Raw genomic sequence first — 14,085 nt, forward strand, 5'->3', positions numbered from 1 at the left:
AGATGGAGATCGATCTCCCCGACGTGATCGCCGAAGTCAAGGCCGCGTTTGAGCGCTATGAGCAAGCCCTCGTCAGCAACGACGTCGCCGTGCTCGGCGAGCTGTTCCGCAACGATCCCCGTACGCTGCGCTACGGCATCGGCGAGAATCTTTACGGCTATGAGGCGATCGCCGGCTTCCGCGCCGGCCGCTCGCCTGTTGGCCTCAACCGCCGCAGGGCGAAGACTGTCATCTCCAGCTATGGCCGCGACACGGCGGTGGCGTCCACCTTGTTCTATCGCGACACGGCTCCCGGCAAGGTCGGCCGGCAGATGCAGACCTGGATTCGCTTCCCGGAGGGCTGGCGCGTCGTCGCTGCCCATGTCAGCATCATCGACGAGTCGAAAGAGACCTGACCGTATGACGCTTGACGATTTTCCGCCCGGGACACTGCCGGCCGAACCGGTGGTGCCCCGCGTCGACCGTGCCTCACCGTCGGTGCAAAAGGTCACGCGCGCGGAGGAGCTGCGTCTCCAGCTTGCCGACGAGATCGTGCGGGGAACTCTGGCTCCTGGCACGCCACTGGACGAGACCGACATCGCACGGCGCTTCAGTGTCTCGCGGACACCGGTGCGCGAAGCGCTGCGTCAATTGGTCACGAGCGGCCTGGTCGAGGCGCGTCCCCATCGCGGCGCGGTGGTCGCTCAGCCCTCGATCGAGCGTCTCAAGAGCATGTTCGAGGCGATGGCAGAGCTGGAAGCATTGTGTGCCGGACTTGCGGCGGAGCGCATGTCCGCCGCCGAGCGTCACGGCCTGGAGGCCATCCACGAAGAACTGCGCGTGCTGAGTTACGCCGGTAACCCCGATCGCTTCCATGAGGTCAACGAGCGCTTCCACAACGCGGTCTATGCGGGATCGCAGAACGGCTACATCGCCGAGATCACGCTGGCGACGCGCGTGCGGGTGCAGCCGTTCCGTCGCGCCCAGTTCCGCAATCTCGGCCGTCTCGCCAAGTCGCAAGCCGAGCACGACCGCGTCGTCGTCGCCATCATGCGCGGTGACAAGCAGGGCGCCGCCGCCGCGATGCGCGCCCATATCGAGCTGGTGCGCGGGGAGTATGAGATCTACGCGGTCTCGGTGTAGGGCACGCCTACGCCGTGGCGGCTTCCGCCATGAACTTCCGCCAGCCGCCATACGCCGTGATATCGCGCGCCTCGCCCAGCACTTCCGGCTCGACGAGAAATCCCTTCACGCTTCTGCCGTCGGCCAGCCGCACCGTCCCGATCGCCATCGGCGCCGGAATCGCATTCACGAACTTGCCGAACGCAGACGGCGACAACGTCCAGATTTCGAGCTCGATCGATGCGCCCTTGCCGGCCGCGACGCGCAACATGCCGGGCTTCGGCGGCGTGGTCGCAAGCGCATAGAGCTCGTAGTCCGGTGCGGTGCGGGTCACCTCGATCAGCTTCGCATTCATCGCCTTCAACTCCCCGTTCAGCGCCATGCCGGAGAGATGTGCGCCGACGACGGCAATCGGAATCTCGTCGCTGCTGTTTGTGGGAAGGGTCGCAAGCGGTGACTGCACCACGCCCTTTGCGCCAACGGTCAGCTTTGTATCCGCATGGAAAACGCGGCCGATGCTTGCGAGCATCCCATCGCGTCCTGCCGGCGCCAGCAGCGTGACGCCGAACGGAACGCCGTCCGCGCGCATCGATGCCGGCACGGCGAGACCGCAGAGATCGAGCAGGTTGACGAAATTGGTGTAGGTGCCGAGCCGGCTGTTGAGCTCGATCGGATTGGCCAGCACCTGCGCGGTCGTGTAGGCGGTCGGCGCCGTCGGCAGCACCAGCGCGTCGATGTTGGCGAACGTGCGCTCGGCGATCTTGCGCAGCCCCTGTAGGCGATAAAGCGCGGAGAACGTCTCGGCCGCCGTCAGCCGCGCCCCGGCCGCGGTGATCTCGCGGGTCACGGGGTGAATCGAATCGGGCGCAGAGGCCAGCAGATTCTTGATCACGAGATAGCGTTCGGCGACCCACGGCCCCTCATAGAGCAGTCGCGCCGTCTCGTAGAACGGCTCGAGGTCGAACTCGACCAGGGTTGCACCGAGCGCGGTCCAGCGCTTCAGCGCATCCGCGTAAGCGGCTTCCGATTTCTTGTCGCCAAAGAAGATCAGCTGCCCGTTGCGCGGGACGCCGAGGCGCAGCTTTGTCGGGAAGGCGGTGATCGGCTCAAACGGCCGGTCGCGCGAGAACGGATCGGCCTGGTCGGGGCCGGCCATCACCGAGAGCGCGAGCGCGGCATCGTCGACCGTCAGCGCAAACACCGAGATACAGTCGAGCGTGCGGCAAGCCGGCACCAGGCCTGCAGTCGAGATCATGCCGAGGCTCGGCTTCAGCCCGACGATGTTGTTGAGCATCGCCGGCACGCGGCCGCTGCCGGCGGTGTCGGTGCCCAGCGACAGCGGCACCAGCCCGGCGCCGACGGCCGTCGCCGAGCCCGAGCTCGAGCCGCCGGGAATGAGATCCTCGCGGATGGAATTCTTCGGGATGCCGTAGGGCGAGCGCACGCCGACGAGGCCGGTTGCGAACTGGTCGAGATTGGTCTTGCCGATGATGATCGCGCCCGCGGCGCGCAGCCGCTCCACCGCGGTGGAGTCATGCGTCGGCATGTAGGAGAAGGCCGGACACGCCGCCGTGGTCGGAAATCCCAGCGCGTCGATATTGTCCTTCACAGCGACGGGAATGCCATAGAGCGGCAGGCCGGCCGCATCCGCGCGCGCGGCCAGCCTTTCGGCCTCGGCAACCGCGTCCTTCTCGTCGCGCAGGCTGATGAAGACGGCGGGATCGTTGTGCTCGCGGATGCGCTGATAGGTCCGGGCAATGGTCTGCGCCGGCGTGAGTGTGCCCGCGCGATGTGCGGCCACAATCGCGGCGATCGTTTCAGGCTGCTCAGCCCCCAGTTCTGCCCCCATGGCGTCAAAACTCCGGCAACATGTCTTCACCCGGAATGAAGCAAGCGATGTGCCATTGTGTACAGAATCCGGGCAGGCTGGATGCGTCGGATACTATCGCGACATCAGTGGGTTGTGGGATGTTTTGCCGATCGATGGGGTCGCGGTCCCGACGCCCCGGAACGGGCATCTGCCCAAATCGTAAGCAGTCGTGTCAGGTGAAGCCAGCGAGGATCTGAAGCAGCCGCTCCCGGTTTGCCTTGCCGATCTTCTCCTCGACATGCCGTTCGTGCTCGGCGGCAAGGCGCTTGAATTTTGCCAGCGCGCTCTCGCCTTGCGCGGTGAGGTGCAGCGCGTGGGAACGCCGGTCCGTTTTCGATTTGATCCGCTTCACCAGCTTCCGCTCTTCAAGGCTATCGAGCAGATGCACCAGGCGGGCGCGCTCGATGCCGAGACGTTTTGCCACCGCCATCTGCGAGAGCCCGGGATTGGCGCCGATCACGGTCAGCACCGAATATTGCGTCGGCCTTATATCGACGTCGCCAAGCGTCTTGATGAAGTCCTGAAAGATCCAGATCTGGAAGCGCCGCACCGCGTAGCCGGCGTGGCCGACCAGCGCGTCGAGGCCGATCTCATCCGCGTCGATCCGGTGTGCCGTGCCGTTGCCGGCGCGTCTGCGAGGGGAGCTGGGGGCTGCGCTGGCTGTCACGTGGCATCTCCTGCCGCGCGACCATAGCGCCAGGAGACCGCGAGTGGAAGATTGTTGTTGACGACAACAATTGTCTTGCCCGACATTATGATCAAGTGGCCCGAACGAGGCTGCGACCGATCCCTGACACGGGTGAGGAGGAAACCATGACGCCAGCCCTTTGCGGCGACGCTTCGAGCCTGTTCGCAACGCCCAAGACCGTCGCCGAGCATCGTGCCGACGGCAGCATCGTGCTGCGTTCGCAGGACGCCCTGCGCGACAGCGCGCGCTGCATCGGCGACTGGCTGGAGCATTTTGCGTTGGAGACGCCGGACAGGATCTTCCTTGCCGAACGACGCAGCGCCGAAGCACCCTGGACCACGACCACCTACGCGCAGGCATTGCGGCAAGTGCGTTCCGCCGCGTCCTGGATCCTGGCGCAGCGTCTGAGCGCTGAGCGGCCCGTGGTGATCCTCTCCGACAACAGCGTTGACCATGCGCTGCTCGCGCTTGCCGCGCAGCATGTCGGCGTGCCCTCGGCTGCGATCTCGCCGGCGTATTCGCTGATGTCCAGGGATTTCGACAAGCTGAAAAGCATGATCGCGCTGCTCGCGCCCGGCGCGATCTATGTTTCCGGAACCAAGCCGTTCGCGGCGGCGCTCGCTGCCATCAAGCCGCTGCACACCGCGCAGATCATTAGTGGCAATGCTGGCGATGCTGATGCGCTTGCCTTCCGCGTCGTCACGACAACGCCCGAGTCTGCCGATGTCGCAAAGGCCTTTGCCGCGGTGACGCCCGATACGATCGCAAAATTCCTGTTCACCTCGGGCTCGACAGGCGCGCCGAAGGCCGTCATCAACACCCAGCGCATGCTGACCTCGAGCCAGCAGGCCAAGGCGCAGACCTGGACCTTCCTTGAGCGAGGCGGGGGCGACCTCGTTATTCTCGACTGGCTGCCCTGGAGTCACACGTTCGGCGCCAACCACAATTTCAATATCGTGCTGCGCAATGGCGGCTCGCTCTATATCGACGGCGGCAAGCCCGTGCCCGGCCTTTTTTCAATGTCGCTCGCCAATCTGAAAAGCGTGATGCCGACGGTCTATTTCAACGTGCCGCGCGGCTTCGACATGCTGATCGCAGCGCTGCGTGGCGATGAGGAACTGCGCCGGCGTTTCTTCGGCGAGGTGAAGTTCGCCTTCTATGCCGGTGCTGCGTTGCCGCAGAATCTCTGGGACGCGCTCGCTCAGCTCTCCGTCGAGACCGTTGGCCGTGCGCTGCCGATGGTCTCCGCCTGGGGCTCGACGGAAACCTCGCCGTTGGCGACCGATTGTCATTTCCTCGCGGAGCGCTCCGGCAATATCGGCGTGCCGATTCCCGGCACGGAGTTGAAGCTCGTCAAATCAGGCGACAAGCTGGAGGTACGGGTGCGCGGTCCCAACGTCACGCCGGGCTATTGGAAAGCGCCGGAGCTGACGAAGCAGGCATTTGACGAAGAGGGCTTTTATCTCATCGGCGATGCCGTGAAGTTTGCGGACCCGGAGCGTCCCGAGCGTGGCCTGTTCTTCGACGGCCGCGTCGCGGAGGATTTCAAGCTCAACTCCGGCACCTGGGTCAGCGTCGGCACGTTGCGCCTTGCCGGCATCGCCGCGCTGGCGCCGCTTGCGCAGGACATCGTGGTGTCAGGCGATGGCGGCGACGAGGTCCGCTTCCTGGTATTTCCGAATATCGCCGCGTGCCGGGCGCATGCTGGCCTGCCCGACACTGCTGATGTGCGCGACGTGCTGGCGCATGACAAGGTCCGGTCGGCGATCGCGCAGGGCCTGGCCAAACTGAAGCAGCAGAGCGCCAATTCGTCCGGACACGCGACGCGCGCGCTGCTGCTTGCCGAGCCGGCCTCGGTCGATGGCGGTGAGATCACCGACAAGGGCTACATCAATCAGCGTGCCGTGCTGACGCGGCGCGCAGACGCCGTGGCGCGGCTGAACGACGATGCGTCGGCGGAGTGGATCGGCTGCGAGGTCACCGGCTAGAGTCGCTGGCGTGCCCCGGACGCGGCGCAGCACGCAAGTGATGCGCTGCAGAGCCGGGCCCATCTCTCCCCGTGCGCACGGCTTGCTGGGTCCCGCCCCCGGGGCGCGTGGTTGCCGCGCCTTGTCCGTGACATGAGAGCTAGGCCCAAATACGCCAGCCGTTCTGTCGCAATATCTGGACGAATATTTTGTTGCCTTAGCAACTAATTTGTGCGAACCGTTCCGAACCAGAAATGACGGCGGGCGAACCGTCGCGTCTGATCTCGGAGGGAACAATGCGCGGCAGCAATGGTGTCGTCGGCAAACGCGGGCGCGTGCCAGGAGATGACGCCGGATCGCGCCCGGTGCGCGAGCTGTCAGGTCTCCGTGCTGCCGGTCACGGCGCCGAGATTCTCGTGCAGGCGGCGCAGCAGGTCGATCAGCACCTCGCGTTCGTCCTTGCTGAGGCAGGACAACAGTCGCCGCTCACGCTCGAATGCGGCCACGATCACCTTGTCATGGGTCGCGCGCCCCTTCGCCGTCAGCGCGATCGAGTGGGTTCGGCCATCGTCCGGATCAGTGCGGATCGAGACCAACCCCCGCTTCTCCAGGCCCGCCAGCGTTCGGCTCACCGGGCCCTTGTCGAAACCAATGACGTGGCAGATGCGCGAGGCCGGAATTCCGGGTTCGATCGCCAGCAGCGACATGATCCGCCATTCCGTGACGTTGACGCCGAACTCCCGCTGGTAGAGCGCGGTCGCGCTGTTCGAGAGCTTGTTGGCGATGAAGGTGATGAAGGCCGGGACGTAACGGTCGAGATCGAGCGTCGGTCCCGGATCTGTGGGCGAGGGCTTCTGGCGGGCTCTGGTCGAAGACGGTGGCATATCGGCCTTGTGACTCGCGGGGGGCCCGCAGACCTAATGGCAAGCGCCGCCCTTTCACAAGATCAAAATGAGCGAGGCGTTCAATGAGCACATCCGGCTCCGCGGTCTCAGGCGTCCCGCATCTCGACGTCGATCCCTTCGCGATGGACTTTTTCGCCGATCCCTATCCGACGCATGAGGTGCTGAGGGAGGCGGGGCCGGTGGTCTATCTCGACAAATGGAATGTCTATGGCGTCGCGCGCTATGCCGAAGTCCATGCCGTTCTGAACGATCCCGCGACCTTCTGCTCCGGCCGCGGCGTCGGCCTGTCGGATTTCAAGAAGGAGACGCCGTGGCGGCCGCCGAGCTTGATCCTGGAGGCCGATCCGCCGGCGCACACCCGCACCCGCGCCGTGCTGTCGAAAGTGCTGTCGCCGACCGCAATGAAGCAGGTGCGCGACCGCTTTGCGACGGCGGCGGAGGAGCGCGTCGATGTCCTGCTGGAGAAGCGCAGCTTCGACGCGATCGCCGATCTTGCGGAAGCCTATCCGCTCTCGATCTTCCCCGATGCGCTCGGCCTGAAGCCCGAAGGCCGCGAGCACCTCATCCCCTATGCGAGCGTCGTGTTCAACGCCTTCGGCCCGCCCAATGAGCTGCGTCAGGAGGCGATCGCGCGCTCGGCGCCACACCAGGCCTATGTTGCCGAGCAGTGTCAGCGCGACAATCTCGCGCCGGGCGGCTTCGGTGCCTGCATCCATGCGCAGGTCGATGAAGGCAAGATCACCGCGGCCGAGGCGCCGCTGCTGGTGCGCTCGCTGCTCTCGGCCGGCCTCGACACGACCGTCAACGGCATCGGCGCCGCGATCTATTGCCTCGCGCGTTTCCCTGACCAGTGGCAGCGCCTGCGCGACGATCTCACGCTGGCGCGCAACGCCTTCGAAGAGGCTGTCCGCTTCGAAGGCCCGGTCCAGACCTTCTTCCGCACCACCACGCGCGAGGTCGAGCTGTCGGGCGCGCGCATCAGCGAAGGCGAGAAGGTGCTGATGTTCCTCGCCGCCGCCAACCGCGATCCGCGACGCTGGGATAGGCCCGACAGCTACGACATCAGGCGACGCACCTCCGGCCATGTCGGATTCGGCTCGGGAATCCACATGTGCGTCGGCCAGCTCGTGGCGCGGCTCGAGGGTGAGGTGATGCTCACGGCGCTGGCGCGGCGCATCGCGAAAATCGAGATCACCGGCGAGCCGAAGCGCCGCTTCAACAACACGCTGCGCGGGTTCGACAGCCTGCCCGTCGCCATCACCCCGGCCTGACAAGGAGCCTCGATGCCCACGATCAGCTTTGTCCATCCCGACGGCAAATCCGACCGCGTCGAGACCTCAGACGGCGAGAGCGCTATGCAGGTGGCCACACGCCACGGCTTCGACGGCATCCTGGCCGAATGCGGCGGCAACGCGATGTGCGCCACCTGTCACGTCTATGTCGACGAGAACTGGATCGCCCGCCTGCCCGCGATGGCCGACGACGAGGACGCGCTGCTCGATGGCACCGCGGCCGCGCGGCTCCCGAACAGCCGGCTGTCCTGCCAGATCAGGATCACACCAGACCTCGACGGGCTCGTGCTGAAGCTGCCGGAGCGGCAGGTCTGACGTTTCAAGCGCGGCGGCAACGACCAACGCGGCACATCAGGGGAGGGAATGATGAAGCGACTGAAGTGGACACTCGTTCTGGCGGCGAGCCTGGTCAGTGGCGCGGCCAGCGCCGAGATCTCGGAGAATGTCGTGCGCGTCGGCGTGCTCAACGACATCTCCGGCATCTTCCAGGACACCAACGGCATGGGTTCCGTCGAGGCCGCGCGTATGGCGGCCGAGGATTTCAACGGCGGCGGCAAAGGCATCAAGGTCGAGATCGTCTATGCCGATCACCAGAACAAAGCCGATGTCGGCAATGCCATCGCGCGCAAATGGCTCGATGTCGAGGGCGTCGACGCGATCGTCGACGTGCCGAATTCGGCCGTCGGCCTCTCCATCAACACGCTGCTGCGCGACAGCCGCATGACCTTCCTGGCGTCATCGACGGCGAGCTCCGATCTGACCGGCAAGGCGTGCTCGCCCAATACCATCCAATGGGTCAACGATGCCTGGGCGACCGGCAACACCACGGCGGCTGCGATGATGTCGCGCGGCGGCAAGGACTGGTATTTCCTCACGGTCGATTACGCGCTCGGCAAGGGCATCGAGGCGGAGGCGCAGAAGTACATCGAGGGACACGGCGGCAAGGTGCTGGGCTCCTCCAAGCATCCGCTCGGCACCTCCGACTTCGCCTCCTTCCTGCTGCAGGCGCAAAGCTCGAAAGCGCAGGTGATCGGGCTCGCCAATGCAGGCGGCGACACGATCAACGCGGTGAAGCAGGCCGCCGAATTCGGCATCCAGCAGAGCGGCCAGAAGCTCGTCGCCTTCCTGCTCTTCATCAACGACGTCCATGGCATGGGCATCAAGGTGGCGCAGGGCCTCCAGCTCATGGAAGCGTTCTACTGGGACATGAACGACGACACTCGCGCGTTCGCCAAACGTTTTGCCGCGCGGCCCGGCATGAACGGCAAGATGCCGAGCGGCAACCAGGCCGGGGTCTATGCCTCCACACTCGCCTACCTCAACGCGGTCGCCGCCACCGGCAGCGATAATGCCAAGGACGTCGTGCCCGAGATGAAGAAGTTCAGGGGCAAGGACAAGTTGTTCGGCGACACCACGATTCGCCAGGACGGCCGCGTCGTGCATCCCATGTATCTGTTCGAGGTGAAGAAGCCGGAAGAGTCGAAATATCCGTACGACTATTACAAGCTGGTCTCGACGATTCCCGCCGACCAGGCGTTCCGCCCGTTGGCGGAAGGCGGATGCGAACTGGCCAGGTAAACGGTCTTGTGCCTCCAACGCGGTGCGGCGGCACTTGCCAAAATAAGAAATGGAGGTAATGATTATAACATATAACTAAATAGGGAGGGTCCGCCATGAGGACTGGCTTGATATCAGCCGCTGCGCTGGTCGTGCTTCTGGGATCGACCGCGCTGGCCCGCGCCGAGGGCGAGCCCTGCTCGTCGGTCACCACCGCTTCGCTCGGTATCTCAAGCGTCGAGATAACCGGGTCCAGAACGCAGGACGCGGCCAACGGTCTCCCCAAGCATTGCGTCTTGACGGGGCTTGCCAACCGGCGGACCGGAGCCGACGGGAAGTCCTATGCCATCGGGTTCGAATTGCGCTTGCCGGCCGAGTGGAACGGCCGCTTCCTGCATCAGGTCAATGGCGGCAACGACGGCGTCGTCGTGCCCGCTCTTGGCAGCCTGCCCGAGGGCTTGGCCTCCGGTGGCACCGTGCCACTGGCGCGCGGCTTTGCCGTGCTGTCGTCGGATAGTGGTCATTCCGGCTCGGACCCCGCGAACAAGTCGCTGGGCCTGACTGCGGGCGCGGCATTCGGCCTCGATCCGCAGGCGCGGCGCGACTATGGCTATGCCGCCGACATGACGCTGTCGCCGGTCGCAAAGCAGATCATCGCCCTGCATTACGGACGCAAGCCGGAACGCTCCTATATGGCGGGATGCTCGAACGGCGGTCGTCACGCCATGGTCGCGGCGTCGCGCATGCCGGAAAATTACGACGGCTTCCTCGTCGGCAATCCTGGCTTCGACCTGCCGCGCGCTGCGATCCAGCACGCCTGGGACGTGCAGGCCTTCCTGAAAGTTGATCCTGATCTGCGCAAGTCCATCACCAAGGAGGACGCCCAGCTCGTTTCGTCCCGCATCACGGAGGCCTGCGACGCGCTCGATGGCGTCAAGGATGGTCTGACCGCCAACCTCGCCGCCTGTCAGAAGGCGTTCGATCTCAAGAGCCTGGTCTGCGCGCCGGGGCAGAACAGCGCCTGTTTGTCCGAAGCCAAGGTCGACGCCCTGAAGATGAGCCTCGCCGGGCCGAAGAATTCGAAAGGTGAGGCGCTCTATTCCGATTGGCCCCTCGACGGCGGCATCGGCACCGGCAATTGGCGCACCTGGAAGGTCGAGAGCCCCATCGCGCCCTGGAACAATTACCCGATCATCGCCACCATGGGCGCAGCGTCGCTGAATTACATCTTCTCGACACCCCCGGTCGTGGTCGAGGGCAGCAACGAGAAGCTGGTCGAGGCACTGAAGGCCTATGATTTCGACAAGGACGCGCCGAAGATTTTCACCAAGGACGCGACCTTCACGGAATCGGCCATGGACTTCATGACGCCGCCTGACATTGATGATCCCAAACTCGCCGCGCTCCAGAAGTCCGGCGGCAAGATGCTGATCTATCACGGTCAGGCCGATCCGGTGTTCTCGGTGAATGACACCATCAGCTGGTACGACCGGCTGAACAAGAACCTGCAGGGGAACGCCGACGGCGTCGCGCGCCTGTTCACGATTCCCGGCGAAACGCATTGCGGCGGCGGCGTCACCCTCGACAAGTTCGATGCACTGTCCGCGCTGATCGATTGGGTCGAGAAGGGCAAGGCACCCGAGCGCGTCATTGCGTCCGCCAATCCCGCCAACAAGGAAGTCCCCGCGTCCTGGAGCCCGGGCCGGACGCGGCCGCTGTGCCCGTATCCGAGCTACGCCGCGTATTCCGGGCAGGGCGACAGCGAGGACGCCGCGAATTTCGTCTGCAAGACGCCGTAGCCCGTCGCGAGTCGGCAGGCGCTTGCCCGAACCCAGTGCGGCGCGCAGCGCTGCGCTGCAGAGGCGGGCCCGCGGTTCTGGGTCCCGGCCCTGCGTCGCGTCATTTCATGCCGCGCCGGGTCCGGGACACAAGAAGCTTCCCTACACCACCTTGCTGCTGCCCTGCGTGATCAGCCGCGCCGCGCGCTGGTCTCGCGCGTAGATCCACAGCCAGCTCAGCGCGACGCTGAGTCGGTGGCGGAGGCCGATCAGGAAATAGATGTGGGCGATGCCCCAGATCCACCACGCGATGGTGCCGCGCAATTTGACCTTGCCGAAGTCGATCACCGCGAGCCTCTTGCCGATCTGTGCAAGGCTGCCGGCGTGCTTGTAGCGGAACGGGCCGGTCGGCGCGCCCTGCAGCCGCGCCTTGATGGTCGCGGCGACATGCTTGCCCTGCTGCTTCGCCGCCGGTGCGATGCCCGGCACGGGCTTGCCGTTCCAGGCGTTGATGTTGACGGTGTCGCCGATCGCGAAGATTTCGGGATGGCCGGGAATGGTGAGGTCGTTGGCGACCTGCACGCGTCCGGCGCGATCGCTTGGTGCGCCCAGCCATTCGGCGGCGGGCGATGCGCGCACGCCGGCGGCCCAGATTCGCGTCTTGGCCTCGAGCAGCTTGCCGCCGAAGACCACACCATCGCGGTTGATCTCGGTGACGGCCTGTCCGAGCACAACCTCGACTCCGATCTTTTCCAGCGAGGCCTGCGCGTAAGCCGAGAGATCGTCGGGAAAGCCCGCCAGCACGCGTGGGCCCGCTTCGATCAGCACCACGCGGGCCTTGTGGGTATCGATGTTGCGGAAATCTGCCGGCAGGGTGTGATGCGCCATCTCGGCGATGGTGCCGGCGAGCTCGACGCCGGTTGGGCCGGCGCCGACGATGACAAAGGTCAGCCGCGCCGCGCGCTTCGCGGGATCAGTCTCCCGCTCGGCGCGCTCGAACGCCACCAGGATGTGACGGCGCAGCGTGGTCGCGTCTTCCAGCGTCTTCAGTCCCGGCGCCCATGTCTCCCACTCGTCATGGCCGAAATAGGCGTGACGCGCGCCGGTGGCGAGCACCAGCGTGTCGTAGGGCACCTCGCTGCCATCGTCGATCAGCACGCATCGGCGCGCGGTATCGACGCCGCTCACGGTCGCGAACAGCGTCGTCACCTCGCGCCGGTCGCGCATGAGATGACGGATCGGCCAGGCGATCTCGCTGGTCGCAAGCGAGGCGGTTGCGACCTGGTAAAGCAGCGGCTGAAACAGATGATGGTTGCGGCGATCGATCAGCGTGATCTCCACCGGCGCGCCGGCAAGCCGGTAGGTCGTCTCCAGCCCGCCGAAGCCGGCGCCGACGATGACGACGCGATGGGGGTTTGCGGCCATGATGCACCCTCGAATCTTGCCTCTTCACGCCCTTATTTAAGTGCGGATTGGGTGCCGTGGTCCAATAGCCATCATCAATGATGGAATAGGCTTGGCGTATCGATATTCCCCGCGAAAAAGCGCCGCAGGCTTGGGCAAAGTAAGTAGAATTATATTTCTTGCCATCTCCATTTAGGGCGAAATATGGTGCAGGAGCGGCGGCTGAGCCATTGGCGGCGCGACAGATTTTGCGTTCAATAGAGACAGGCTCCGGGGCGGCGATCACCCCGTTTTCCGGGGATCAATAATAAGGAGGGGAGTGGTAATGAGGACGGCATTCTGGCTGGCGGGCGCAGCGGCGCTGGTGCTGGCAAATCCGGCATTCGCCGGCGACACCATCAAGATCGGTTTCGTCTCCACCTTCAGCGGCCCGACCGCCGTGATCGGCAACGACATGCGCAACTCGTTCGAACTCGCGCTCGATCATCTCGGGCGCAAGATGGGCGGCAAGCCGGTCGAGGTGATCTATGAGGACGATGGCCAGAAGCCTGATGTCGGCAAGCAGAAGACCGAGAAGCTGGTTCAGTCCGACAAGGTCGATTTCCTGGTCGGCTACATCTGGTCGAACGTGCTGCTCGCCTCGCTCAAGACCGCGGTGGACTCTCAGACCTTCCTGATCTCGGCCAATGCGGGTCCCTCGCAGCTCGCGGGCGAGCTGTGTAGCCCTTACGTGTTCTCGACCTCTTGGCAGAACGACCAGACGCCGGCCGCCATGGGCCTTTACATGAACGCGAACGCGGTCAAGAGCGTGTTTCTGATCGGCCCGAACTACGCCGCCGGCAAGGATATGCTCGCCGGCCTGAAGAGCACGTTCAAGGGCGAGATCAAGGGCGAGGAATACACGGTCTGGCCGAGCCAGCTCGACTTCTCGGCGGAGCTGGCGAAAGCCCGCGCCTCCGGCGCCGAATCGATCTTCGTGTTCTATCCCGGTGCGGCCGGCGCGCAGTTCCTCAATCAATACGTCCAAGCCGGCATGAAGAGCACCATGCCGCTCTACACCGCCTTCACCGTCGACGAGACGACGCTGCCGTTGCAGAAGGAGAACGCATTCGGTGTGCCCGGCGCGCAGGAATGGGTGAACGATCTGCCGAACGAGCAGAACAAGAAGTTCGTTGCCGACTACCGCGCGAAATATCCGAATGCCCGGCCGAGCTATTACGGCGCGCAGGCCTATGACGCGGCGCAGCTCATCAACAGCGCGGTGGTCGCCGTCGGCGGCGACACGACCAAGAAGGACGCGATGAAGGCCGAGATGGAGAAGGCCAACTTCAAGTCGCTGCGCGGTTCATTCAAATATGGCAACAACCACATCCCGATCCAGAACTTCTATTTGCAGGACGTGGTGAAGGGCGCCGGTGGCGAGCTCACGCTGAAGACCGTCGCCACCATCGTCACCAACGATCAGGACCGCTTCCACGACAAGTGCCCGATGAAGTGACGTCTCTCCCCTCTCCCCGCACTTG

At 64.9% G+C, this 14,085-nt stretch carries 12 protein-coding genes; 8 read left to right on the forward strand and 4 right to left on the reverse strand.

Translation table 11 applies throughout. The annotated features are described in order from the left end of the window. The first annotated feature begins 2 nt into the window (after window positions 1-2). Window positions 3-395 (forward strand): oxalurate catabolism protein HpxZ, encoded by a 393-nt coding sequence (hpxZ, locus tag HYH07_RS19780; RefSeq protein ID WP_057747099.1) that lies wholly within the window; start codon window positions 3-5, stop codon window positions 393-395. Between the two features lie 4 nt (window positions 396-399). Then, on the forward strand, window positions 400-1,122 hold the full coding sequence (locus HYH07_RS19785) for a GntR family transcriptional regulator (RefSeq protein WP_220004064.1): 723 nt from the start codon (window positions 400-402) through the stop codon (window positions 1,120-1,122). Window positions 1,123-1,129: 7 nt separating this feature from the next. Here the strand turns inward: HYH07_RS19785 and atzF are convergent, their stop codons facing one another. Both atzF and HYH07_RS19795 read right to left on the reverse strand, forming a co-directional pair. Next, a complete protein-coding gene (gene atzF, locus HYH07_RS19790; protein ID WP_220004065.1) occupies window positions 1,130-2,950 on the reverse strand; it encodes an allophanate hydrolase in 1,821 nt (606 codons plus the stop codon). 193 nt (window positions 2,951-3,143) lie between these two features. Next, the gene (locus HYH07_RS19795; protein ID WP_220004066.1) at window positions 3,144-3,638 is read right to left on the reverse strand and encodes a MarR family winged helix-turn-helix transcriptional regulator; all 495 of its coding nucleotides are present in this window, start codon (window positions 3,636-3,638) and stop codon (window positions 3,144-3,146) included. Between the two features lie 146 nt (window positions 3,639-3,784). Here HYH07_RS19795 and HYH07_RS19800 point away from each other — a divergent pair, with 146 nt between their 5' ends. Continuing rightward, on the forward strand, window positions 3,785-5,647 hold the full coding sequence (locus tag HYH07_RS19800) for a feruloyl-CoA synthase (RefSeq protein WP_220004067.1): 1,863 nt from the start codon (window positions 3,785-3,787) through the stop codon (window positions 5,645-5,647). A gap of 356 nt (window positions 5,648-6,003) precedes the next feature. On the opposite strand, the gene HYH07_RS19805 is transcribed toward HYH07_RS19800, so the two are convergent. Beyond that, window positions 6,004-6,510, reverse strand: coding sequence for a MarR family winged helix-turn-helix transcriptional regulator (locus HYH07_RS19805; protein ID WP_220004068.1), 507 nt, complete (start codon window positions 6,508-6,510; stop codon window positions 6,004-6,006). An 83-nt stretch (window positions 6,511-6,593) separates the two neighbouring features. Here HYH07_RS19805 and HYH07_RS19810 point away from each other — a divergent pair, with 83 nt between their 5' ends. The 4 genes from HYH07_RS19810 to HYH07_RS19825 all read left to right on the forward strand — a co-directional run bounded on the left by HYH07_RS19810 (window position 6,594) and on the right by HYH07_RS19825 (window position 11,179). Further along, on the forward strand, window positions 6,594-7,802 hold the full coding sequence (locus HYH07_RS19810) for a cytochrome P450 (RefSeq protein WP_220004069.1): 1,209 nt from the start codon (window positions 6,594-6,596) through the stop codon (window positions 7,800-7,802). Between the two features lie 12 nt (window positions 7,803-7,814). Then, complete coding sequence (locus HYH07_RS19815) at window positions 7,815-8,138, forward strand: 2Fe-2S iron-sulfur cluster-binding protein (RefSeq protein WP_220004070.1); 324 nt, start codon at window positions 7,815-7,817, stop codon at window positions 8,136-8,138. Window positions 8,139-8,189: 51 nt separating this feature from the next. Beyond that, window positions 8,190-9,401: an ABC transporter substrate-binding protein gene (locus tag HYH07_RS19820; RefSeq protein ID WP_220004071.1), complete on the forward strand. Its 1,212-nt coding sequence runs from the start codon at window positions 8,190-8,192 to the stop codon at window positions 9,399-9,401. Window positions 9,402-9,496: 95 nt separating this feature from the next. Continuing rightward, entirely contained in the window at window positions 9,497-11,179 is a 1,683-nt protein-coding gene (locus HYH07_RS19825; protein ID WP_220004072.1) for a tannase/feruloyl esterase family alpha/beta hydrolase, read from the forward strand. 141 nt (window positions 11,180-11,320) lie between these two features. On the opposite strand, the gene HYH07_RS19830 is transcribed toward HYH07_RS19825, so the two are convergent. Further along, window positions 11,321-12,583, reverse strand: a complete 1,263-nt coding sequence (locus tag HYH07_RS19830; protein ID WP_220004073.1) for an NAD(P)/FAD-dependent oxidoreductase — start codon at window positions 12,581-12,583, stop codon at window positions 11,321-11,323. Window positions 12,584-12,887: 304 nt separating this feature from the next. On the opposite strand from HYH07_RS19830, the gene HYH07_RS19835 reads away from it, so the two are divergent. Continuing rightward, window positions 12,888-14,060 carry an ABC transporter substrate-binding protein gene (locus HYH07_RS19835; protein WP_220004074.1) on the forward strand — a complete coding sequence of 391 codons (1,173 nt, stop codon included), beginning with the start codon at window positions 12,888-12,890 and terminating at the stop codon, window positions 14,058-14,060. The last annotated feature ends 25 nt before the right edge of the window (window positions 14,061-14,085 follow it).

Origin of the sequence: Bradyrhizobium sp. BR 10261, from assembly GCF_019455395.1 — a bacterium.
GTDB classification, from domain to species: Bacteria; Pseudomonadota; Alphaproteobacteria; order Rhizobiales; family Xanthobacteraceae; genus Bradyrhizobium; species Bradyrhizobium manausense.

Coding starts and splice junctions, on each gene's coding strand:
- HYH07_RS19830 (WP_220004073.1), bottom strand. CDS start 12,583: ATGGCCGCAAACCCCCATCGCGTCGTCATCGTCGGCGCCGGCTTCGGC.
- HYH07_RS19785 (WP_220004064.1), top strand. CDS start 400: ATGACGCTTGACGATTTTCCGCCCGGGACACTGCCGGCCGAACCGGTG.
- HYH07_RS19810 (WP_220004069.1), top strand. CDS start 6,594: ATGAGCACATCCGGCTCCGCGGTCTCAGGCGTCCCGCATCTCGACGTC.
- HYH07_RS19835 (WP_220004074.1), top strand. CDS start 12,888: ATGAGGACGGCATTCTGGCTGGCGGGCGCAGCGGCGCTGGTGCTGGCA.
- atzF (WP_220004065.1), bottom strand. CDS start 2,950: ATGGGGGCAGAACTGGGGGCTGAGCAGCCTGAAACGATCGCCGCGATT.
- HYH07_RS19805 (WP_220004068.1), bottom strand. CDS start 6,510: ATGCCACCGTCTTCGACCAGAGCCCGCCAGAAGCCCTCGCCCACAGAT.
- HYH07_RS19815 (WP_220004070.1), top strand. CDS start 7,815: ATGCCCACGATCAGCTTTGTCCATCCCGACGGCAAATCCGACCGCGTC.
- HYH07_RS19800 (WP_220004067.1), top strand. CDS start 3,785: ATGACGCCAGCCCTTTGCGGCGACGCTTCGAGCCTGTTCGCAACGCCC.
- HYH07_RS19825 (WP_220004072.1), top strand. CDS start 9,497: ATGAGGACTGGCTTGATATCAGCCGCTGCGCTGGTCGTGCTTCTGGGA.
- HYH07_RS19820 (WP_220004071.1), top strand. CDS start 8,190: ATGAAGCGACTGAAGTGGACACTCGTTCTGGCGGCGAGCCTGGTCAGT.
- hpxZ (WP_057747099.1), top strand. CDS start 3: ATGGAGATCGATCTCCCCGACGTGATCGCCGAAGTCAAGGCCGCGTTT.